The 19,760-nt window shown below is 45.5% G+C and carries 20 protein-coding genes, 2 tRNA genes, 2 pseudogenes and 1 riboswitch; of the genes and pseudogenes, 12 read left to right on the top strand and 12 right to left on the bottom strand.

Annotated features, from left to right (window positions below):
- Positions 1 to 32: 32 nt before the first annotated feature.
- From G9F48_RS16550 to G9F48_RS16540, 3 genes and pseudogenes are all read right to left on the bottom strand, one after another.
- Positions 33 to 568 (bottom strand): annotated as a pseudogene (locus G9F48_RS16550) (isocitrate/isopropylmalate family dehydrogenase); the annotation flags it as partial.
- Between the two features lie 207 nt (positions 569 to 775).
- Positions 776 to 1,201: a hypothetical protein gene (locus G9F48_RS16545; protein ID WP_020955408.1), complete on the bottom strand. Its 426-nt coding sequence runs from the start codon at positions 1,199 to 1,201 to the stop codon at positions 776 to 778.
- A 367-nt stretch (positions 1,202 to 1,568) separates the two neighbouring features.
- Positions 1,569 to 1,742 (bottom strand): annotated as a pseudogene (locus tag G9F48_RS16540) (hypothetical protein); the annotation flags it as partial.
- 192 nt (positions 1,743 to 1,934) lie between these two features.
- Between G9F48_RS16540 and G9F48_RS16535 the strand changes: the two are divergent.
- Together G9F48_RS16535 and G9F48_RS16530 are read left to right on the top strand one after the other, a co-directional pair.
- Positions 1,935 to 2,621, top strand: coding sequence for a GntR family transcriptional regulator (locus tag G9F48_RS16535; protein ID WP_060386780.1), 687 nt, complete (start codon positions 1,935 to 1,937; stop codon positions 2,619 to 2,621).
- 141 nt (positions 2,622 to 2,762) lie between these two features.
- Positions 2,763 to 3,956 carry a macrolide family glycosyltransferase gene (locus G9F48_RS16530; RefSeq protein WP_165409811.1) on the top strand — a complete coding sequence of 398 codons (1,194 nt, stop codon included), beginning with the start codon at positions 2,763 to 2,765 and terminating at the stop codon, positions 3,954 to 3,956.
- A 57-nt stretch (positions 3,957 to 4,013) separates the two neighbouring features.
- Here the strand turns inward: G9F48_RS16530 and G9F48_RS16525 are convergent, their stop codons facing one another.
- Positions 4,014 to 4,268 carry a hypothetical protein gene (locus G9F48_RS16525; RefSeq protein ID WP_015416933.1) on the bottom strand — a complete coding sequence of 85 codons (255 nt, stop codon included), beginning with the start codon at positions 4,266 to 4,268 and terminating at the stop codon, positions 4,014 to 4,016.
- Positions 4,269 to 4,501: 233 nt separating this feature from the next.
- On the opposite strand from G9F48_RS16525, the gene G9F48_RS16520 reads away from it, so the two are divergent.
- On the top strand, positions 4,502 to 4,771 hold the full coding sequence (locus G9F48_RS16520) for a hypothetical protein (RefSeq protein WP_014304456.1): 270 nt from the start codon (positions 4,502 to 4,504) through the stop codon (positions 4,769 to 4,771).
- Between the two features lie 136 nt (positions 4,772 to 4,907).
- Positions 4,908 to 6,266, top strand: coding sequence for a serine hydrolase (locus G9F48_RS16515; protein WP_165409810.1), 1,359 nt, complete (start codon positions 4,908 to 4,910; stop codon positions 6,264 to 6,266).
- 52 nt (positions 6,267 to 6,318) lie between these two features.
- Here the strand turns inward: G9F48_RS16515 and G9F48_RS16510 are convergent, their stop codons facing one another.
- Positions 6,319 to 6,492 (bottom strand): hypothetical protein, encoded by a 174-nt coding sequence (locus G9F48_RS16510; protein WP_003156030.1) that lies wholly within the window; start codon positions 6,490 to 6,492, stop codon positions 6,319 to 6,321.
- Positions 6,493 to 6,688: 196 nt separating this feature from the next.
- Between G9F48_RS16510 and G9F48_RS16505 the strand changes: the two genes are divergently transcribed.
- A complete protein-coding gene (locus G9F48_RS16505; protein WP_070082687.1) occupies positions 6,689 to 7,255 on the top strand; it encodes a YdhK family protein in 567 nt (188 codons plus the stop codon).
- A gap of 51 nt (positions 7,256 to 7,306) precedes the next feature.
- On the opposite strand, the gene G9F48_RS16500 is transcribed toward G9F48_RS16505, so the two are convergent.
- On the bottom strand, positions 7,307 to 8,467 hold the full coding sequence (locus G9F48_RS16500; protein ID WP_015388619.1) for an MFS transporter: 1,161 nt from the start codon (positions 8,465 to 8,467) through the stop codon (positions 7,307 to 7,309).
- 61 nt (positions 8,468 to 8,528) lie between these two features.
- Positions 8,529 to 8,628: riboswitch (purine riboswitch) on the bottom strand.
- 178 nt (positions 8,629 to 8,806) lie between these two features.
- Between G9F48_RS16500 and G9F48_RS16495 the strand changes: the two genes are divergently transcribed.
- The 3 genes from G9F48_RS16495 (at position 8,807) to G9F48_RS16485 (ending at position 11,535) form a co-directional block, all read left to right on the top strand.
- Positions 8,807 to 9,523 carry a GntR family transcriptional regulator gene (locus tag G9F48_RS16495; protein ID WP_007409298.1) on the top strand — a complete coding sequence of 239 codons (717 nt, stop codon included), beginning with the start codon at positions 8,807 to 8,809 and terminating at the stop codon, positions 9,521 to 9,523.
- 121 nt (positions 9,524 to 9,644) lie between these two features.
- Entirely contained in the window at positions 9,645 to 10,331 is a 687-nt protein-coding gene (locus G9F48_RS16490; RefSeq protein ID WP_003156026.1) for a FadR/GntR family transcriptional regulator, read from the top strand.
- The gene (locus G9F48_RS16485; RefSeq protein ID WP_015416938.1) at positions 10,321 to 11,535 is read left to right on the top strand and encodes a CynX/NimT family MFS transporter; all 1,215 of its coding nucleotides are present in this window, start codon (positions 10,321 to 10,323) and stop codon (positions 11,533 to 11,535) included. The genes G9F48_RS16490 and G9F48_RS16485 overlap by 11 nt, the downstream gene beginning before the upstream one ends.
- A 59-nt stretch (positions 11,536 to 11,594) precedes the next feature.
- Here G9F48_RS16485 and G9F48_RS16480 read toward each other — a convergent pair whose 3' ends face one another.
- The 6 genes from G9F48_RS16480 to G9F48_RS16455 all read right to left on the bottom strand — a co-directional run bounded on the left by G9F48_RS16480 (position 11,595) and on the right by G9F48_RS16455 (position 16,239).
- On the bottom strand, positions 11,595 to 11,909 hold the full coding sequence (locus G9F48_RS16480) for a DMT family transporter (RefSeq protein WP_007409295.1): 315 nt from the start codon (positions 11,907 to 11,909) through the stop codon (positions 11,595 to 11,597).
- Positions 11,909 to 12,238, bottom strand: coding sequence for a DMT family transporter (locus G9F48_RS16475; protein WP_003156023.1), 330 nt, complete (start codon positions 12,236 to 12,238; stop codon positions 11,909 to 11,911). Before G9F48_RS16475 ends, G9F48_RS16480 begins: the two co-directional genes overlap by 1 nt.
- 72 nt (positions 12,239 to 12,310) lie before the next feature.
- Entirely contained in the window at positions 12,311 to 12,892 is a 582-nt protein-coding gene (locus tag G9F48_RS16470) for a TetR family transcriptional regulator (protein ID WP_007409294.1), read from the bottom strand.
- A gap of 116 nt (positions 12,893 to 13,008) precedes the next feature.
- Entirely contained in the window at positions 13,009 to 14,571 is a 1,563-nt protein-coding gene (locus G9F48_RS16465) for an APC family permease (protein ID WP_007409293.1), read from the bottom strand.
- A 237-nt stretch (positions 14,572 to 14,808) separates the two neighbouring features.
- Positions 14,809 to 15,663 (bottom strand): manganese catalase family protein, encoded by an 855-nt coding sequence (locus tag G9F48_RS16460; RefSeq protein ID WP_165409809.1) that lies wholly within the window; start codon positions 15,661 to 15,663, stop codon positions 14,809 to 14,811.
- Between the two features lie 111 nt (positions 15,664 to 15,774).
- Complete coding sequence (locus tag G9F48_RS16455) at positions 15,775 to 16,239, bottom strand: SRPBCC family protein (protein WP_165409808.1); 465 nt, start codon at positions 16,237 to 16,239, stop codon at positions 15,775 to 15,777.
- Between the two features lie 127 nt (positions 16,240 to 16,366).
- Here G9F48_RS16455 and G9F48_RS16450 point away from each other — a divergent pair, with 127 nt between their 5' ends.
- From G9F48_RS16450 to G9F48_RS16435, 4 genes are all read left to right on the top strand, one after another.
- Entirely contained in the window at positions 16,367 to 17,368 is a 1,002-nt protein-coding gene (locus G9F48_RS16450) for an NADPH:quinone oxidoreductase family protein (protein ID WP_165409807.1), read from the top strand.
- A gap of 430 nt (positions 17,369 to 17,798) precedes the next feature.
- Positions 17,799 to 19,217 carry a sugar porter family MFS transporter gene (locus G9F48_RS16445; RefSeq protein ID WP_165409806.1) on the top strand — a complete coding sequence of 473 codons (1,419 nt, stop codon included), beginning with the start codon at positions 17,799 to 17,801 and terminating at the stop codon, positions 19,215 to 19,217.
- A 302-nt stretch (positions 19,218 to 19,519) separates the two neighbouring features.
- Positions 19,520 to 19,596: transfer RNA gene (locus G9F48_RS16440), tRNA-Arg, on the top strand.
- Between the two features lie 8 nt (positions 19,597 to 19,604).
- A tRNA-Gly gene (locus tag G9F48_RS16435) sits at positions 19,605 to 19,678 on the top strand.
- Positions 19,679 to 19,760 lie beyond the last annotated feature (82 nt).

Below are 19,760 nucleotides of genomic sequence, written 5' to 3'. Positions count from 1 at the left end.
TGTGCAGTTTTCCTGCCCGCGGTTTTTTCGTCTTATCTGTTCTTGATTTGAGAAATAATAGCGGAAGTGACATCTTCCGTTGAATGCTTTCCGCCGGCATCAGGAGTCAGAATACCGCTGTTTGTGAGCGCGTTTCAATAGATTGTAAGAGGAGATAGCCCAGTTCCTCTTCTCCGAATGAATCGAGCATTAATTTCGCCGTCCATATTTGGCCTATAGGATTGGCAATTCCTTTTCCGACAATATCCGGGGCGGAGCCGTGAACAGGCTCAAACATGGAAGGATATTTGCCGTTTACATTGATGTTGGCTGCGGGAGCGATTCCGACGCTTCCCATAATCGCCGCGCCTATATCTGTCAGCACATCTCCGAACAGATTCGAAGCGACAATGACATCAAAGCGTTCCGGCTGCGTGACAAAGAAGGCCGCCAGTGCATCGATGTGCTGGGAATCCGTCTCAATCCCGGCGTACTCCCGGCTGACCTCTTTAAAGATGTCATCCCAGAACGGCATCGAGTGAACAATACCGTTTGATTTCGTCGCGCTTGTGACGTGTTTCCGCCGATTGAAACAAGTTTGTTTGAATGCTGACTGAGTGAGTCAACTCCTTAATCCTCCCTGCAATCCGCATACCATTGACTCACGCTAGGAACGCATCATCACACAGGATCCCATGCAGATCGATTTCCACTTCAGTTTTCCTTTTTCATTTTGCACATTTCTCTTGTAATAAAAAAAGCAGGCCATCGCCTGCTCATTATGTATTACTTAGTCTTATCTATATTTATATTTTACTCCAGATACCTTAGTAGATGCATTTGACCACTTATAAACGGTAACCGTGTAAGAAATCTCTAAACCCTTTTTCTTAGAATTAGCAGTTTTAAAAGGCTTAATCATATTATTAGCTCCTACTTGATACATTAAAACACTTAAACCAGTAGAAGGGTGTACCAACCCAATAATATAACCGAGAATAAGCCCTTTATTAGACCCCATGCTGTTATATCTAGAAACCACTTTTTTTACCTGATTTTTTGTGTAATAAACCTTTACCCTTTTTTTAAGAAGAACATCATTATCACACTGAGTCCCAAGATTTGTCCGTCGACAAGCTGCTTCAGAACTTGGAGCGAAAGCAGACAACACAGTAGCGAGAATACACCCCGCTATAAATAATTTAGTAACCTTCTTTAACACTTTTTTCTCTCATCACCTTTACTCCGTTTCGCAATGCTATAAATCACTAATGCACCAACGAATATAGCAAACAAAACAGTTAATAATACATTACTCAAGTCAAATACAGAATTAAGTAATAATACTATAATTATATATAATATCAAAAAAAAGTAAAATATTTTTTTCATATTTTTTACCTCTCTACCTTTTTTGTGTAAAGACATATTTGCGGATATAAGATGCCGATAGACCGTCTTCAATCGACCTGTCTTGTAGGTATATCCTCTTTTTTCACCACAATTAAAGGAGTGGTTACCGGCGTATCTTGATGGGCAGTCCCCACTGCTCCCAAAAACAAAGCATCAAAGTGCTGTAACGTTTCTCATCCACCATCCGGCATCAGATTCCCGTGCTCCAAATAATACTCGCAGCTCCACGGAAAAGAAGTGAAATCAAAGGCAATGCCTCCATGTAATTCGGCGATCGCGTTCAACACCCGTTCCGCTTGCGGAACTGTTTCTTTCCCCACACCGTCCCCCGTCCCCCGGTATGCTGACAATCTAGTATGTCTTCATGTTTCCGTCACCTCCGAATGAATTGTTTTCGGTTTACGGAATACCCTCGACCAACTATACTTCCATATTACGGCACCTCCGTTATGCTGACAAGCTCGGGTATGTTGCTTCCATAGATAAACTGTTATATGATCTTGGTAACAATAAGGCCTAAATTGTATGAAGAGGTAGGAAAGATGGATAATTTTAAATTAGATAAGCCAATCCCGTATTATCTGCAATTTTATTCCCAATTGAAAAAAATGATATTTGACGGGATTTTTAAACCGGGTGAACGGCTGAATGAGACTCAGCTGGCTAAGGATTTCGGAGTCAGCCGGTCGCCGGTCAGAGAAGCCATGCGGCTCCTTGAAAAGGACGGGCTTCTGACAGCAGACGATCGAAACGGCTTTGTCATTTATTCTTTGTCCGTTAAGGATGTTGAAGAGATTTATCAAATCAGAATGTCACTTGAATCACTGGCGGTCGAACTGGTTATTGATGAAGCGGCTGAGAGTGAAATTGACCTCATTGAAAAACAGCTGCGGGAGACGGAAGAAGCCATCAATAAAGGCGTCAAAGAGACTGAGATTATTTCCTTAAACGAGTCGTTTCATCGGCTTCTTGTGGATTTCAGCCGCAACAGCCGGCTGGCCATGCTGCTTGAGCATGTCAATGTGCTGATTCATTTTTGCAGAGTTCTTAATTTTAAAGGAGATGACCGTGCGGAAGTGATCTTACATGAGCACCGGAAAGTCTTTGAAGAAATAAAAAAGGGCGATAAAACAAAAGCCGTGCAATATATGACGGAACATCTCAAGCATGATGAAGAACATCTGAAAGGCGTGCTCAAAGCGGGAGAAACAGACGAATCATCACGATAGACAAGGTGAAAAGCCTTGTCTTTTTTTTGCCGATGTCATCGAACCGTCATAAAGACCTGACGGATGTTCCTTGCATGATTTTTTCCGCGTCATTTATGATGGATATGGAAGAGACGCAAAAAAGGCAAAGGAGTTTGAAAAATGGCGAAACATATTCTGATGATCAATTTTCCCGCAGAAGGACACGTAAACCCGACTTTGGGTATGACAAAGGCCTTCAGCGAACGGGGCGATCACGTTCATTATATCTCAACGGAAAAATACAAAAGCAGACTGGAAGGAGTAGGAGCGAAAGTTCACCTTCACAGCGATCTGCTCAGAATGACACCCATTGATCCCGGCAGTCCGTCCGGCATACTTGCATTTTTAAAGGTTCATATCAAAACGTCACTGGAGATTTTACATATTGTGCAGCGGCTGGCAGAGGACATTCAATTCGACGCCGTCTATTATGATAAATTCGGTGCGGGAGAGCTGGTGCGGGATTATCTCAACATTCCCGGCATCTCTTCTTCAGCATCCTTCCTGTTCAATGAAGACCGTCTGAAAATACTGCCGCTCCATCCGGAATCGGGCGTGCCGTTTCAGCCGGACAGGGAATGTGAAGAGCTGTTGGCCGAGATGAAAGACAAATACGGTGTCGCCCCTGACAGCATGGTTCAATTTATGAACAACACAGGTGAATTGAACGTCGTCTATACAAGCAGATATTTTCAGCCCGAATGTGAGACATTCGGAGATGAGTATTTATTTATCGGTCCGAGTTTTCCGAAGAGAAAAGGGCGCGTCGACTTCCCGATTGACTCATTAAAGAATGAAAAAGTCATTTATATCTCAATGGGAACGGTGCTCGGGGACACGGAAGCGTTTTTCAATCTGTGCATAGACGCGTTCTCAGATTTTGAAGGAAAAGTAGTCATTGCCGCCGGGGAAAAAGCCGATCTGTCGAAAATCAAACAGGCGCCGGAAAACTTTATCATCGCCCCGTACGTGCCGCAGCTTGAAGTGCTGGAGCAGGCCGACGTGTTTGTCACGCATGGCGGAATGAACAGTGTAAATGAAGGCATTCATTATCAAGTGCCGCTGGTCGTTATTCCGCATGATAAAGACCAGCCGATGGTTGCGCGCCGCCTGACTGAATTGGATGCAGGCTATACAGTGCAAAAAGATGAAGTGAGCGCTGAAAAGGTAAAGCTTGCCGCGGAAGAAGTGCTGCATAACGGAAAATACAAACAAGGCATTCAAGCCATTAATGAAAGCTTTAAAGAATGTATGGACATGAAGGATGTTCTGGCCCGGATCGACCGGTTTATTGAACAAAAACATGCTCAATAATACATGGAAAAAGCCTGTTTCCTCTGCCAAAGGGAAACAGGCTTTTTATAATGGCTTTTAGATGATGTGATGTTCTTCATTTGCAAGTTTCACAAGAGTCAGAAGAGATTCTGCCTCACGTGCGTCGAGTGTTTTTGCCAGACGGTCTTTTTCAAAGATCTGCTGGCCGAAGACATTCACTGACGCCTGGTCAACCGCCGTGTGCCAGTTCTTTTGTGAATGATTCTCAGAAAAAGAGAAAACAAACACGGCAAAGACCGCTATAAGCATCGCCATGACCCAAAATTTTTGCCGATTTCCTGCTGCTGACATAGGCCGCCTCCTAACGTTCATTTTACTGGTATTAGATCATATATGAGCTGTTTTTCATAGAGTAAAGAAGTCATTATTTCAGGTAGTCCAAATGAAACGGAGCACAGCCGAAAGCCCGCCGGTCAGGCCGATGAGCCAATTCATATTTTGTTCATATTTTATTAAAAGTTTATCCAAGCCTGTCCTTTACAGTGGATATAACCACAAAACGCTGCTGAAAGGGGCCTTGAAAAATGCATATTCATATGATCAACAAAAACCAGTTTGAGAGTGACTTGGAGGCGGCCGGCTTCATCCGTCAGGCAGATGATATTATCGGCAAAATGAAAGAATACGTAACGGAATACGCCTCTTCATCCGAACGGTTTCTGATTGAAATTCAAACCGTCATGAACGAATACAAAGCCGTCGTCTGTGCGATGTTTTCGACTATGGAAATTGCCGGCGCAAAAAAAGACGAGAAGCATGTTGAGTTCGAAGCCTGCACAGTGTTGTGCGAATAAAAGACCTTCATTAAACCTCCGCGGCTGCCTGAACGGCAGTTTACTGACTGGTGTTCAGGGAAGGGAAAATATTGAAACTTCTAAAGCGGCTGTTCGTATAAAAGAGTAAATCAGCTTGTATATGGAGGTTCGTGAAATGAACGATAAGAAAAAACAAGCTTTTGAACAGCTTTTCAGCACTTTAGACGAAAGACATGAAATAAACGGAGCTGTATTGGCAGCGGAAAACGGCCGCATCTTATATCAGGGTTCATTCGGCGCTGCAGAACTGAAAACAAAGAGGATGCTGAATGACCAATCGGTCTTTGAATTGGCCTCAGTATCGAAGCCGTTTACAGCTTTAGGCGTTATCATTTTAGAGCAGCAAGGGAAGCTGCGTTATGACGATATGATAGAGCGGTGGCTTCCTGATTTTCCTTATCCGGGCATTACCATTCGGCATTTACTCCATCATACGTCAGGATTGCCGGACTATATGGAGTTATTTTTAACACATTGGGACCGGGACAGAATTGCCGTTAATCAAGATGTGATCGATATGCTTAAGCAGCATAAACCGGATGCTTATTTCCCGCCGGGCAAGGAGTGGCTTTACAGTAATACGGGGTATGCGGTGTTAGCGGTTATTATAGAAATTGTATCAGGCATTAGTTTTGCTGAATTTATGAAACAAGCCGTATTTCATCCGCTTCGTATGCACGATACGCGGATTTATAACAGAAGGCTGAGTAAAGAAAACATTCCGAACTATGCATATGGCTATGTGTATGATGTTCATTCCGGAGAATATGTGCTGCCGGATGAACTTGAGGAAACCGATTATGTCGTCTTTCTTGACGGGATTCAAGGTGACGGAACCGTTAACTCCACTATTAGAGATTTATATCTGTTTGACCAGGCTCTTTATACGGAAGAAATCATCGGCAAAGAGTCTAAAGATCAAGCGTTTACACCGGGCTATTGGAATGAAGAAGAGCAATTCGGATACGGATTTGGCTGGATGATTCAAAACAGCCCCCAAAAAGGGAAGGTTATCAGTCACGACGGAGGCTGGCCGGGCTATTCAACTCTGATGATCCGGTATATTGACCAGAACAAAACACTGATTTATCTCAGCAATATGGAACAATCGTATCAATTTGAACAAGCTGTGATTGCCGCGGCCGTAAACATCTTATTTGATCAGCCGTACGTGATTCCGAAACGTCCGGCGGATCAGAAAAAAGCAGATATCGATCCTGCGATTTACAGCAGATTTACCGGCAATTACTCATTTCAGGATGACACACATGCATCGGTGACGGTAAAAGAAAACCGATTGTATCTTACAATAGACGGGCAGACACCATTCGAATTATTCCCAATGACGGAAACCCGTTATTTTGTCAGGGCGCTGCCGCTTGAAATTGAATTTGCAGGTGATAAAGCACAAACAGCCCCGCATTTCGTTTTATATCAGGACGGCACAGAAGAAACGGCTTTGCGGATAGACTGAGTGACATGCAAAACAAAACCGCCGTCCTGAGAAGACGGCGGTAATAGAAAAGTCAAACCCCTTTGATGACGCGAAATTTTCTTTTCGGCTCTGACATAAATATAGAAGAAAAAATCATAGCTCCGACCATTGTGATGTATTCCATATAAAGCGAAACTTCTGCCAAAACCAACCCCGCAATCATTAAAACAGCGCCCAATACCACCGCAAAAACCTTCGTTTTCATGATGAGTTCCCCCTATTATCTGATAATTGAATTATACTGCATCTCCATTAATGTGTACATTTTGTGAACAATTTCACCTGATAAAAGGCAATAAAGAGAGAGTTGAAGAATTAGGAGAAATGACAGGCCATCTTTTTGTTTTACCGAAGAAACGAAAGGGAAAATGAAAAATCAAAAAGGCAAAGGAGTTCTTGAAATGAAAGCGAGACTATTTTTATTCAGCATGTTTCTCCTGATCCCCGTTCTGGCGCTTGCCGGATGCAACAGCCAATCTTCAGGAGGAAGCGAAAAAGCGAAAGACAAAGAAACGCACTCTCACGAAGACATGAATCACTCAGGTTCATCCGAGGTGCCGAAAGGTTTAAAGAAGGCCGAAAATCCGACTTATAAAGTCGGCAGTGACGTCATGATTTTAGCTTCTCATATGAAAGGCATGAAAAATGCGCAAGGAACCGTAAAAGGTGCTTATGATACAACGGTTTACAGTGTATCTTACACTCCGGAAACGGGAGGAAAGCGCGTCGAAGATCACAAATGGGTCATTCAGGAAGAGCTGAAGGGCGCCGGTGATCAAACGTTAAAACCGGGTGACAAGGCCGTGATCGAGGCATCCCATATGAAAGGCATGAAGGGTGCCGAAGCCGTTATTGATTCAGCCAAAAAGACAACCGTTTATATGGTCGACTATACACCGACTGACGGCGGCCAAAAAGTAACCAATCATAAATGGGTGACAGAAGACGAGCTTGCTGCCGCAAAATAAAAAGACCGCCAAAGCCGAAGGAACTCCTTTGGCTTTTTTGCGGTCTCACATTTATGCGGATTTTCTTTTCAAGGCAGGTCTCGTTAAAGAGAATACAGCTAAAGCGACAGCGATAATGACAATCAAACCGCCGCACCAGGCTGTTGCTGTGACAGAACCGGTTTGTCCGATCACGCCGCCGCCGATGGCTGACCCGAGCGCGATGCCGATCTGCAAAGCGGACGTGTTGAAGCTTTGCTGAATATCAGAAGACTCAGGCGCAATTTTGATTAAATAGCTTTGCTGCGCCGGCGCAAGGCTCCAGCTGAGCAATCCCCAGATCACCATCGCAGGCAGGAAAATGATTAAAGAAACCGTTGTCAGCGGAAGAATAAACAGGATCAGAGCGAAAGAAACGGTCACAAGCATGATGCTTTTAAATGCTCCTAAACGGTCATACAGCCAGCCTCCGAACGGGCCGCCGCATACCGCTGACAGACCGAACAAAAAGTAGCATACACTGACCCAAACGGAACTCAAATGAAGCGTTCTTTCCAAAAAAGGCGCAAAGTAGGCATAAAGTGTGTAATGCCCCGCCAATGTAAACAAGGTGACAAGATGTGCGCTGGCAATTTTGGCGGTCCCGATCGTCTTGATCTGCTCACGAAACGGAATCATTTTTTCAGCAGGTATTTTTTCAAAAAAGACGCTGATAATCAGCATGGAAATGAGAGATAATACGCCGATTCCCAAGAACAGAACACGCCATCCGAAGGCATTGCTGATGATAATGCCGACAGGCACGCCTAAAGCGATTGCGGAGCTGAACCCCATGAAAATGATGCCGATCGCCCGCGCTCTGTATTCAGGCGCCACGATTTTAGGAGCAATCGTTAAAGAAAGGACGACAATCAGCCCTGTGCTCATGGAAGCGAGCACCCGTGACACCATAAGAACGGCGAAATTGGGACTGAAATAAGCGACCAGATTACTTAGGAAGAAAATAAACAGTGCGATTAAATAAAGCCGCTTTCGTTCAGCCTTTGCCGTCACTGCCAAAAGCAGCGGGCCGGATACCGCGTAACCGAGCGCAAACACGCTGATCAGCTGCCCCGCGCTGACAATGGATATATCTAAGTCGGAAGCGATTTGCGGAAGAATACCGCCCACAATTAGTTCAACCAATCCGACTGCGATGGTAGATGCTGCAAGCAGAAATACTTTGAAATTCATGTACAGATACTCCTTTTTTTATTTTTTATTTTTTAGAAAATAAAAAATCCTGATTACAAAAAGTGTACGGGACAATTTTTGTAATCAGGATTTTACGGTTCCTGGTAGACACCCTCAAACCATATCATTGAGGTTATACAATATATTGCAATATTCGGTTGTGTCCGTTTCTGCAAAAAATTCTACCATAATAGTGAGGGAGATTCCATAGAAAATTCGAGGAAATCCTTTCAATTTCAATATCGGCGGCTGTAACGTCATTGATGAAGCAGGGAAAAAAATTTATGATAACCGTAAGGAGTCTATACAGATCAAACATTATACAGCCGGAGGAAACCGATGAATAAGTACGAAAAAATCGCCAACGAAATGAGAAAGAGGATTAAAAGCAGTGTATATGACATAGATCAGCCGATCCCGGATGAAAAGACGCTCGCTGCGGAGTTCGGGTGCAGCCGGATGACGATGAAGCGGGCGCTTGATACACTTGCGGCTGAAGGGATGCTTTTCAGAAAAAGAGGGCACGGCACATTTATCATCCAATCAGCCATGCAGGATGAGCACGTTCACGTAGTCAGCAACGAAATTCTCGGCTTGAGCAATTTGTTAAAAGGCAAAAATATCAAGAGCAAGGTCATCCGGTTTGAAGTGCAGTTTCCGTCTCAAGATGTCGCCGCACATTTGGCCATCGATGAAAAGACTCCCGTCTATTATGTAGTGAGGCTCAGAATTGTTGAAGGCGAACCGTACGTTCTTGAAAAAACATACATGCCGGCGAGCCTTATACCCGGCATTAATGACGAGGTGCTCAACCATTCCATCTACGATCATATTACGCGGGAACTGCAGCTCAAAATCGCAGGCTCACACAGAAAAATCAGAGCGTGCAAGTCGGATGACATGGATCAGCAATATCTCGGCTGCCGGCCGGATGACCCGATACTTGAAGTCGAGCATGTAGGCTTTTTGGACAACGGCACTCCCTTTGAATATTCATTTTCCCGCCACCGTCATGACAAGTTTGTCGTGACCTCAGTCAATATAAAACGTTCATAAAAGCGCCGAAGAGTGAGAGAAAAACTCACTCTTTTTTTGTTGCCGCTGATTTACATCGTCGCTTCTTTTATGTTATATTACCCAATGATAGAATCATCCTACAAATTTCAGAGGTGTTTTGATGGAGATATCCAAAACAAGCAGACTGTCGCTCGTAGAACAAGTGGTGGCGCAAATTGAATCGTTAATTCAATCGGATAAATGGCCGGTCGGGACGCGCATTCCCCCTGAGCTGGATTTAATGAAGCAATTTGATGTGAGCCGAAACACGTTGCGTGAGGCCATTCGGGCGCTCGTACATGCCGGCCTGCTGCAGACAAGGCAGGGGAGCGGTACGTATGTCAGCTCATCCAGTGTTCTCGGCGCGGCATTTTACCGCCATATTAAAAAATCAAATTTGCTTGAAACATTAGAAGTCAGATACGCACTCGAAAGAGAAGCTGCACGATTGGCGGCGGAAAGGCGTAATGACGAAGACCTGAAAGCACTGAAGGCATGCTTGGATGAATGTGAAGCGGCCTTGCAAAATGAAGATCGAAAACGGTATGCCGAAGCCGACATTAAGCTGCACAAAACAATTGTACAGGCGGCCCATAACAATATGCTTTCTGATCTATACGAGCATATGACGGAGGCGCTTTGTGCGTCAGTCCATAACCTGTTGGAAATCACCCCTGCTATCCGGATCCACACCCAGCTTGCCGCCGCGATTATCGGACAGAAACCGGATCAGGCCATGGAGGCCGTCAACCAATACATCACAGTATTTAAAGATACAATACACATGGAGGATGAACATGAAAATTGAAGACGAACATCAAATTCTGCAAGCAAGTCATCGTAAAAAACTGATATTGCTGGTCATCGGAGTCATATTGATAGGGGCCAACCTCAGAGCGCCTCTGACATCGGTCGGGCCGCTCGTTTCCTCAATTCGGGACAGCCTCGGCATGACCAATGCGGCTGCCGGCACCATTACGACAGTGCCGCTTTTGGCCTTTGCATGTCTGTCGCCGTTTGTTCCTTTATTGTCCCGGCGCTTCGGGACCGAGATTGTCTTACTGTCATCATTAATTGTCCTGACAGCCGGAACTCTGCTGCGCTCCATCGCCGGAATCGGCACTCTCTTTTTCGGAACGATCCTGTTGGGATTGTCGATCGCCGTATGCAACGTCCTGCTGCCGAGTCTCATTAAACATAAGTTTCCCGGAAATTTAGGCATCATGACCGGCGTCTACTCGGTTTCTATGAATCTGTGCGGTGCGATTGCATCCGGCATCAGCGTGCCGATCGCCTCTTCAGCGGGGTTAGGCTGGAAAGGCGCGCTCGGCTGCTGGGCTATCCTTTCTTTTATTGCGTTCGTCATGTGGATTCCGCAAATGCGAGGACGCGAACTGCCCGTCCGCACGACTGGGACAAATGGAGAGAAGAAAAACAGTCTGATGCGGTCTCCGCTGGCTTGGAAGGTGACGATGTTCATGGGGCTGCAATCCCTTATTTTTTACACCGTCATCGCTTGGCTGCCGGAAATTCTTCAGCAGAATGGACTCAGCTCAAGTAAGGCGGGATGGATGCTTTCATTAATGCAATTCTCAGTCCTGCCGATTACTTTTATCGTGCCGATCGCTGCCGCTAAAATGAAAAATCAGCGCGCACTCGCCGGACTGACGGCTTTATTTTTCCTTATCGGCATTGCCGGCGTTCTTTTCGGAAGCCCGGCTCTCACTCCGCTATGGGTCATTTTGATCGGAATTGCGGGAGGCTGTGCGTTCAGTCTGGCGATGATGTTCTTCAGCCTGCGGACCCGGCATGTTCATGAAGCCGCGGCGCTTTCCGGCATGGCCCAGTCATTCGGATACCTGCTTGCCGCGTTCGGGCCGCTCGTATTCGGTTTGCTGCATGACATCACGCACGGCTGGACGGTTCCGTTATTCATGCTGATCGCAGTCTCTGTTCTGATTTTCATTTTCGGAGTCGGAGCGGGAAAAGCGGAACAGATCAAAACAGCATAAAAAAACAAAGGGCCCGTTTAGGGTCCTTTGTTTTTTATTTAAAAAGCTGTCTCAGGCCGTCACGTTGTCAGTTTTAAGCCGATGACACCGATGAGGATAAGCCCCAGAGACACCAATTGTGACAGATTGAATTTTTCTTTAAACCAAAGTATGCCCACGGCCGAAACGCCGATGCTTCCCATGCCGGTCCAAGCCGCATACGCGACACCTGTGGGAAGAACCTGCATCGCGCCGGAAAGGCAAAAGAATGAAAGCATAAAGCCTGTTACCATGACAATCAGCGGCCACTTTTTTTTAAAACCGTCAATATGTTTCATGGCAACGGCCGCTACAACTTCCTCCGCTCCGGCAATAAATAACAGCAGCCATGCCATTAATGTTCACCCCTTGTTTCAGTTTCTTTCGTAAATACCTTCATTCCTAAAATGCCGGACAACAGCAAAGCCAAAAAGAATATTTGCCCGATTGAAAACGATTCGCCTAAAATGACGCCCGTTACATATGTGCCGACGGTGCCTATTCCGACAAAAACGGTATATGCGGCAGCCATCGGAATTTTTTTATAAGAGCGGATCAGCATCAGAAAGCTGACGGCAATCAAAAGGAAAATACCAATCCAATCAAAGAGCGAATCCGCATGCTTCAGGGCGGACGCCCAAACTACTTCTAACAGTCCGGCTATCAATACAAGCAGCCAATACATGATACAGTCACCTCAGTTATGAATGAATGTCAGTCATTTTTACGGCGGTCAAAAATGATCGGTCTCCGCCAATCATTTCTGCAAGCTTCTTTTGAGAAAGCTGAATATTTCTTTTTTATATACTTCGAGATCGACATCCTGTTCACAGCCGATATAAAACCGTTCAGCCGCGTTCTCGACAACGTTGATAATCGTTCTGGCCGTCCATCTGACATGAATGCCGCTGTGGACCTCACCCTGTTCAATGGCCGTATTGATCACGCCTTCCAGCCAGGAATAATAGGGCTGATAAATGGCTTCCCATTTCTCCATTGAATGATCGATGGCAAGACCGGAATAACAGAGAACGATAATATCTTTATGAAGCCGGGTGATGTGAAATGTCTCATCTACCAAAATGTCCAGCAACGTCCAAAAATCTTCAGAACCGTCCGTTTTCCCTTTTATTCTGTCCAGCGTAGTGTCGAGCAGGTTTTCTGCAATCGCGGATATCAGTGCGTTTTTAGAAGAAAAATATAAGTAAAACGTACCTTGGGCCGTTCCGGCTTTTTTGACGATTTCTGAAATGGATGCTTTGTCTAATCCTTTTTCAGAAATGACTTCAATCGCGGCTTGCAGGATCTTTTCGTATTTTCCCGAGCTTTGTTTTGCCAATAGAGGGGTTCCTCCTTTTATGAATGACTGTCATTCATTTTAACGTATGTTCGCTTTTTTGTCATCCCTTAAAATAAAAATACCGGAAAGAAGACCATACTTCTTTCCGGCATTCGTCATTTATCACTGTCGATCATAGCCTTCGGCAGACCCGTATATTTTGCCCAGTAATAAATACCGAGCGAACCGATGGCGATCAGAATCAGGTCAAGCGGATTGCTGATAATGCCCAATCCGTGGCCGAACGAGCCGAGATAGGAGAAAATCAGCATCATGACATAAAAGCCGACGATCCACCATGCTGATTTCAGCTGCTGGCGTATGCTGACATCATCTTTGGGAGCATATTTACTGAAACAGAGATAGATCAGAAACATGACAATTTGAGAACCGAGAAGCCAGGATACGGTGCGCCATCCGGACCAATATACAATATAAGAGGTAAAAATAAACGACAGCGGCCCGATGATGCTCATCCCTTTTAAATAAAACGGTCTGTTAATGTTCTTCGCGTTGACTCTCAGCGCCGCAGAAGAAATCGGCGCAATCGCATAAGACAGAATCAATGCGACGGAGCATACGTTGACAAGAGCGTTCCAAGAAGGGAACGGAAGCGTCCAAAAAACAGCCAGACCGAACGAAAGCCAAAGGGAGGCGCGCGGTGTCCCGGTTTCTTTATTGACTTTAGAAAAAATGCTGAATAATGTTCCGTTTCTGGCCCAGGCATAGACGAGACGTGAAGTCGTATTCATAAAGATATTTCCGTTACCGCCCGGTGATAAAATCGCATCTAAAATGACCAATGTCGCCAGCCACCCCAAACCGAGCAAAACGGCGATATCTTTGAACGGAAGGGAGAATTCAGTCCCGATAGCCGGCCATCCGTGCTTCAGGGTATCCGCCGGGATCGCCCCGATAAAAGTGAGCTGCAGTACGGTGTAAATAATAGTAGAAACGATAATACAGACAATCAATGCGATCGGAATGTTCCGCTTCGGATTCTGCACTTCACTCGCGACAGCCACAATCGGATGCAGCCCAAGGTATGCAAACATGACGCCGCCTGTGGAAATCGCGGCCTGAATTCCGGTGAAACCAAAAGGCGCGAATCCGTGAACGGTCATATTGCCCGGGTGAAAATGAAAAATCAGTACAACAATTACCGTAATCGGTACGACATATTTAAAAATCGAAATAATGAAGTTTGCTTTCGCAAAGGTTTTGACACTCCAGTAATTGAGGAGGAAGAACAGGCAGAGCAGCGCAAATTGCAATATCCATCCGGCAATTGTCGGCGAATCAGAGCCTTTTACGGTCAAACCGGGAAACCAATACGCTACGTATTGGCGGACTGCCGTGACTTCTATTGAAATAAGACTCGTGTATGCCACAATGGTGACAAAGGAAATTAAATATCCGACCAGGTGTCCGTGTGAATATACGGGATACCGGATAATCCCCCCGGTCCGCGGCAGCGCGGCGCCCAGTTCCGCATAAACCAAGCCGATCAATAAGATGATTCCCCCGCCGATCAGCCAGGAAAAAACGCCTGACGGGCCCGCTTTAGAGGCGACGTTACTGACGGCAAACAGCCATGCCGAACCGAATATGGCTCCCATGCCGATTAAAATAAGATCAAAAAGTGACATAGTTTTCTGGAAGTTTCCTTGCTTAGACATTCGCTGCCTCCTTAAAAAAGACATTGTTCTCTTTACATAATTCCCATTATCATTCAAACATACCCAGCCGGCCGGCTGGAAAATTAGGACAACTTTCGAAACGAAGTATGTACCGCAATGTGCTCACATCAAAATAACGGCCGTATGGCAAGATCTCCCGGCTTATATTCCCCGTTTTGAACACATTCAAACCTCATATTCAGAAAAACAAAAAACGCCCGAAACAGGCGTTTTTTGTTACAAGTTCATATCTTTCAGTCCGGGGCTGTGCTCATTCGGAAGCTCGGGAAGTTCCGGCACGGGGAAACCTTTAGGAGGCTCGGACACACTTAATTCGCCGCCGTTTCGGCTCGGCGCCGTTCCCTGCAGAATTTCTCCGATCCGTGTCGGATCCAGTCTGAAATTAAATTGGGTATTATGATAACCCATTTCAACGAATTTCCGGCATTCCGGGTATTTTTCAATATCATAATTCGGCACGGGAAATAATTTGCCCCATTCGACACCCAGTGTTTCCAGCGCTTTTGTAAATGCATTTTGATGGGCGTTGTCACGGACGATCAGAAAACCGAGTGTTTCTCTGAACGTCTGATTTGAACTCATTTCATAAATGCGCGTCTTTTGCAGCACGCCGGTTGATTCCAGCACGACATTGTCCAATAGATCGGAAATCAGATTCCCGTGGTTGTATACCCAAGACCCGTTCCATGGATTGCCGCCGGCGTCTACAGGAAGAGAACTTTGCGCCCCGATGATAAAATGGTGCGGATTGGCGTGTTTAACCGCTTCGTCAAGCGGCGCCTGATCTGCTGCCTGATTTCCGGCGCCCTCAGCGCCGCTTTCATCGAGCAGCGCATTAATCGTATGCTGGACGAGCTCAACGTGTGCGATCTCTTCTAAAAATACACCGCGAAGCAGGTCACGGAACTGTTTTTCTTTTCCTCTGAAATTAGAGCTTTGGAAAAAGTATTGCATCATCGTCCGCATTTCCCCGTAATGCCCGCCTAAAATTTCCTGAAGCACCTTGGCCGCGGCCGGGTCCGGCTTGTCCGGTTTAATGATATTGATCAGCTCTTCTTTGTAATAATACATAAACAGCGCCCCCTGAAAGAAGTTTTCGGTTCTTCTGTTAGTGTCTTTGCAAATTCAGTTTTTATGTATCGGCATCAAAAAAAGGACGGAAACCGTGTCCGTCCTTTTGTGTTAAGCCTCAACCGCCCTGCGAAGTTTCGTGTTGACAAGCCCGTTCCATCCTTGATCCATCGTACTGTGAATCTCGGAGCTTTTCCGATTGACTTTATTGATGACGGCTTCCGGCTCTTTCCATCCGCCGTGAATGAGAGTGAATTCCGTATCCCCGCTTTCCGTTTCCTTTAAGACAAAAGAAACGATCCAGCCTTCCGTATCCCACGAAAAAGAAAGGCGGTACGGCGCTTCAATATCCAGCAGCTTGCACGGAGACGGACCGAACGGAGATTCCAGCTGAAACTCACTGTCTTCTTGAGGTGTGAAATCATTCGGCATAAACCAGAGAGACAGGCCGTCCGCCGTAGAGACCGTATCCCAGACAACTTGTATCGGCGCCTTGAAAACGGCGGTATGAATAATGTCCGGTAATGGCTGATTGCTGTTGTTGTTTTTGTTATCTTTGTTTTGTTTATCAGACATGATGCGTAACCACTCTTTCGCTGTTTTTACTTTTGATCATACTACACAGGACAGGACATTTGAAAACAAATCAAACTTATTTTATGCTTTTCCAAAGCCATTCAATTCATTTTAAGGAGACGTAGTGATGACAGATCAATTTAAAGCGTTAGTAGTCGATCAACATGAAGACCGGTTTTCAGTCAGCGTACGGGAGCTGGCGGTTCAGGACCTTCCCGAGGGTGAAGTGCTGATTAAGGTTTGCTACTCAGGGGTGAATTATAAAGACAGCTTGGCTGCCATTCCTGACGGCAAGATCGTAACCTCGTATCCTTTCGTGCCGGGAATTGATTTAGCGGGAATCGTCGTTTCTTCAGAGGACGCCCGTTTTAAAGAAGGGGACAAAGTCATTGCGACAAGCTACGGCATAGGCGTTTCCCATTTTGGCGGCTATAGCGGGATGGCCCGCATTCCGGCAAATTGGATCGTGCAGCTGCCTGAAGGTCTGACACTTAAAGAAGCCATGACGATCGGAACCGCCGGCTTCACTGCCGCATTGTCCGTCCAGCGTCTTGAAGAAAACCATGCCGCTCCTGAAAAAGGGAAGGTGCTGGTGACGGGAGCGACAGGCGGCGTCGGAAGCTTTGCCGTCTCCATTCTTTCAACCTTAGGTTATGAGGTCGAGGCCAGTACGGGAAAAGAAGAAGAAAGCGGCTATTTGAAGAGCCTCGGAGCAAAGACGGTCATTCACCGTGACGAAGTGTATAACGGCACGTTAAAACCGATGCAAAAACAAAAATGGGCAGCGGCCGTCGATCCGGTCGGAGGTGAGCCGCTTGCTTCAGTTCTCAGTCAGATTCAGTACGGCGGATCAGTTGCTGTGAGCGGACTGACAGCGGGAACGAAACTCCCGGCTACAGTCTTTCCGTTTATATTGCGCGGCGTCAATCTCTTGGGAATTGATTCCGTATTCTGTCCGATGGAGACAAGAAAGAAAATATGGCAGCGTTTAGCTGATGACTTCAAGCCTGCAGATCTGGAGGCCTTTATTCAAAAGGAAATTACACTTGAAGAGCTGCCGGATACGCTTCCTTCCCTTTTAAAAGGAGAAGCGAGAGGGAGAACGATTGTTACAATAAACGAAGAATAAAACAAAAACCCCCAATCAGCAGTTGGGGGTTTTCAATATGTAATCAATTATTGATTATAATAGGGGTAATTCATTGAGTATGTTATGGAAATAAATTGATATAAAACGAAAATTGATTATATATAGGTAATATAAAGGTGAGTTATAAAATTTTATGAAATATTTATTGACTGAAAGCGCTTTTAAAATTATGATAATAACATAAGTGCCAATAATATCATTATAACTTCACTACAAAGTAACTATAAAATAACAATATGACGAGAGGGGGAGAGCGAATAATCACTATAAATGATAACGCTTTCGGAACATTTTCTTCTTATATAACTGTTTTGGACGGTCAGAACTTGTATGCAGATGTTAGAGGTGTAAATATTGATAACTGAATATTCGGATATTATCTCTGTGTAAAAACTAGGAGGATTTGAAGATGAATAAAAATAGCAGCCAGCATTCATTTTTGAGAACCATCATTTTAGTATCGACATTCGGGGGACTTCTTTTCGGCTACGATACCGGTGTGATTAATGGGGCGCTGCCGTTTATGGCGGAAGCTGACCAGCTTAATCTTACCGCTTTGACTGAAGGGATGGTGGCGAGCTCCCTGCTCTTGGGGGCTGCGATCGGCGCGGTTTTCGGAGGGAGATTGTCGGACTATAACGGCAGACGTAAAAATATCCTTATCCTTGCCGTTTTGTTCTTTGCAGCGACGCTTGGATGTACACTGGCGCCTAACGTATCGGTTATGATCATCTCCCGTTTTCTGCTGGGGCTTGCCGTCGGGGGAGCATCCGTAACCGTACCGGCATATTTGGCTGAAATGTCGCCGGCGGAAAGCCGAGGGAGAATGGTTACCCAAAATGAATTGATGATTGTAACGGGTCAGCTGCTTGCCTTCACGTGTAATGCTATCATCGGCAATGTGCTTGGTGATACCTCTCACGCTTGGCGCTATATGCTCGTTATCGCGGCCCTTCCGGCGGTATTCTTGTTTTTCGGTATGCTGAAAGTTCCTGAAAGTCCGCGCTGGCTGGTTTCTAAAGGAAGAAAAGAAGATGCTTTGCACGTTCTCCGGCGAATAAGGAATGAAGAGAAAGCGAAGTCTGAGCTCGCTGAGATTGAATCTGCCTTTCATAAGGAAGCTCAGATGGAGCAGGCGACCTTTAAGGATCTTGCCGTTCCGTGGGTGCGCCGCATTGTGTTTATCGGGATCGGAATTGCGGTAGTGCAGCAGCTCACCGGCGTGAATTCAATTATGTATTATGGAACTCAAATTTTAAAAGATGCCGGTTTCGAGACAAAAGCCGCATTAATCGGCAATATCGCTAACGGTGTGATTTCAGTGCTCGCGACTTTTGTGGGAATATGGCTTCTCGGCAAAGTCGGCCGCCGCCCGATGCTGATGACGGGGCTGATCGGAACGACTGCGGTGCTGCTTTTGATCGGAGTTCTGTCTGTCGTGCTGAAAGGATCGCCTGCTCTTCCTTATGTGGTTCTTTCATTAACAGTCACTTTCCTTGCGTTTCAGCAAGGGGCTGTCTCTCCGGTGACCTGGCTGATGCTGTCGGAGATATTCCCGCTGCGATTGCGGGGGCTTGGTATGGGGGGCACTGTCTTCTGCCTCTGGATCGTGAACTTCATTGTTGGTTTAACTTTTCCGATCCTGCTCGCAAACATCGGATTGTCTGCAACCTTCTTCATTTTTGTCCTGTTAGGGATAGCGTCCGTTATATTTGTGAAAAGGTTCCTTCCGGAAACGAAAGGTCTGTCGCTCGAACAGCTTGAACAAAACTTCCGTGCCTATGAAAAAACAGATCGTAATAGCGCAGAAGCCGAGGTGAGCGGGTAATCTGAATAGACGCGGGGTTCCTGGGAATCCCGCTTTTTACTATTATATAGAAGGGAATAATAAGCGGGAAAAAAGTTTCGTAAAAGTGTTGACCTAATTTAAAGTGCGTGGTATATTATTAAACGTCGCTGATGAACAAAGCGATAACGACAAATGAGAAAATGATCTTTTTAAAAAAAGACTTTACAAATTCTCAAAAGCGTGTATAATAAATGAGGTCGAGAAAAAAGACTTCGTAAAGAAATAAAAAAACACTTGACATCATAACTGATTGGTAGTATGATAGTTAAGTCGCATGATAAGCGCCCGTAGCTCAATTGGATAGAGCGTTTGACTACGGATCAAAAGGTTAGGGGTTCGACTCCTCTCGGGCGCGCCAATTCATATGCGGGTGTAGTTTAGTGGTAAAACCTCAGCCTTCCAAGCTGATGTCGTGAGTTCGATTCTCATCACCCGCTCCATTATAATGATCTTTGAAAACTAAACAAGACAAAACGTACCTGTTAATTCAAAGTTTTAAATAAATCGCACAGTGATGTGCGT

Source organism: Bacillus sp. EKM420B (assembly GCF_011065565.1).
Lineage (GTDB): Bacteria > Bacillota > Bacilli > Bacillales > Bacillaceae > Bacillus > Bacillus velezensis.
Note: the sequence above shows the minus strand (reverse complement) of the source record. Positions and strands in the feature narration are given on the sequence as shown.

Excerpts from the sequence above, each read along its gene's own strand:
- G9F48_RS16465 (WP_007409293.1), bottom strand. The coding sequence starts at position 14,571 with ATGTCTAAGCAAGGAAACTTCCAGAAAACTATGTCACTTTTTGATCTT.
- G9F48_RS16505 (WP_070082687.1), top strand. The coding sequence starts at position 6,689 with ATGAAAGCGAGACTATTTTTATTCAGCATGTTTCTCCTGATCCCCGTT.
- G9F48_RS16480 (WP_007409295.1), bottom strand. The coding sequence starts at position 11,909 with ATGGCATGGCTGCTGTTATTTATTGCCGGAGCGGAGGAAGTTGTAGCG.
- G9F48_RS16490 (WP_003156026.1), top strand. The coding sequence starts at position 9,645 with ATGGAGATATCCAAAACAAGCAGACTGTCGCTCGTAGAACAAGTGGTG.
- G9F48_RS16515 (WP_165409810.1), top strand. The coding sequence starts at position 4,908 with ATGAACGATAAGAAAAAACAAGCTTTTGAACAGCTTTTCAGCACTTTA.
- G9F48_RS16475 (WP_003156023.1), bottom strand. The coding sequence starts at position 12,238 with ATGTATTGGCTGCTTGTATTGATAGCCGGACTGTTAGAAGTAGTTTGG.
- G9F48_RS16485 (WP_015416938.1), top strand. The coding sequence starts at position 10,321 with ATGAAAATTGAAGACGAACATCAAATTCTGCAAGCAAGTCATCGTAAA.
- G9F48_RS16525 (WP_015416933.1), bottom strand. The coding sequence starts at position 4,268 with ATGTCAGCAGCAGGAAATCGGCAAAAATTTTGGGTCATGGCGATGCTT.
- G9F48_RS16455 (WP_165409808.1), bottom strand. The coding sequence starts at position 16,239 with ATGTCTGATAAACAAAACAAAGATAACAAAAACAACAACAGCAATCAG.
- G9F48_RS16495 (WP_007409298.1), top strand. The coding sequence starts at position 8,807 with ATGAATAAGTACGAAAAAATCGCCAACGAAATGAGAAAGAGGATTAAA.
- G9F48_RS16535 (WP_060386780.1), top strand. The coding sequence starts at position 1,935 with ATGGATAATTTTAAATTAGATAAGCCAATCCCGTATTATCTGCAATTT.
- G9F48_RS16530 (WP_165409811.1), top strand. The coding sequence starts at position 2,763 with ATGGCGAAACATATTCTGATGATCAATTTTCCCGCAGAAGGACACGTA.
- G9F48_RS16500 (WP_015388619.1), bottom strand. The coding sequence starts at position 8,467 with ATGAATTTCAAAGTATTTCTGCTTGCAGCATCTACCATCGCAGTCGGA.
- G9F48_RS16450 (WP_165409807.1), top strand. The coding sequence starts at position 16,367 with ATGACAGATCAATTTAAAGCGTTAGTAGTCGATCAACATGAAGACCGG.
- G9F48_RS16460 (WP_165409809.1), bottom strand. The coding sequence starts at position 15,663 with ATGTATTATTACAAAGAAGAGCTGATCAATATCATTAAACCGGACAAG.
- G9F48_RS16445 (WP_165409806.1), top strand. The coding sequence starts at position 17,799 with ATGAATAAAAATAGCAGCCAGCATTCATTTTTGAGAACCATCATTTTA.
- G9F48_RS16510 (WP_003156030.1), bottom strand. The coding sequence starts at position 6,492 with ATGAAAACGAAGGTTTTTGCGGTGGTATTGGGCGCTGTTTTAATGATT.
- G9F48_RS16520 (WP_014304456.1), top strand. The coding sequence starts at position 4,502 with ATGCATATTCATATGATCAACAAAAACCAGTTTGAGAGTGACTTGGAG.